The organism is Frankia sp. CcWB2 (genome assembly GCF_977927585.1).
Window position 1 is genome coordinate 56578 of sequence record NZ_CDWRCM010000002.1, and the last position, 509, is coordinate 57086.

Genomic DNA, 509 nt, shown 5'->3' on the forward strand with positions numbered 1-509 from the left:
ACGCTTGTAGACCGTGGAGAAGTTGGTCAGCATGCCACCGAGCCACCGCTCCTTGACGTACGGCATCCCGACCCGGGCCGCATGTTCCTCGATTGCCTCCTGGGCCTGCTTCTTCGTCCCGATGAACAGGACCGTCCCACCGTGCGCCACGGTCTCCTTGACGAAGTCGTAGGCGCGGTCGATGTAGGACAGCGTCTGCTGCAGGTCGATGATGTAAATGCCGTTACGTTCGGTGAAGATGTACCGCTTCATCTTCGGATTCCAGCGCTTGGTCTGGTGCCCGAAGTGCACACCGCTCTCCAGCAGCTGCTTCATGGTGACGACGGCCATCGGACGTCGCTCCTTCCCGCCCGGCCTGGGCCGGGACGCCTCGGTTGTGACGGCGCCATCTGACGACGGCAGCCCCTGACGCCCGATTGGTCGTGGCCGTCGCTGTGCGGCGGACCGAGGAGACCCTTCCGATGATCCGATCCGGATCATCGGAAGTGGGCGTGCGAACTGGGCCCGGT

The 509-nt window shown here is 64.0% G+C and carries 1 protein-coding gene; it reads right to left on the reverse strand.

Annotation, left to right across the window (positions count from 1 at the left end; genetic code table 11):
• A partial coding sequence (gene rpsB / locus ACY45C_RS00995) for a 30S ribosomal protein S2 (RefSeq protein ID WP_462185791.1) occupies positions 1-330 on the reverse strand: 330 nt, incomplete at its 3' end.
• Positions 331-509: the final 179 nt, after the last annotated feature.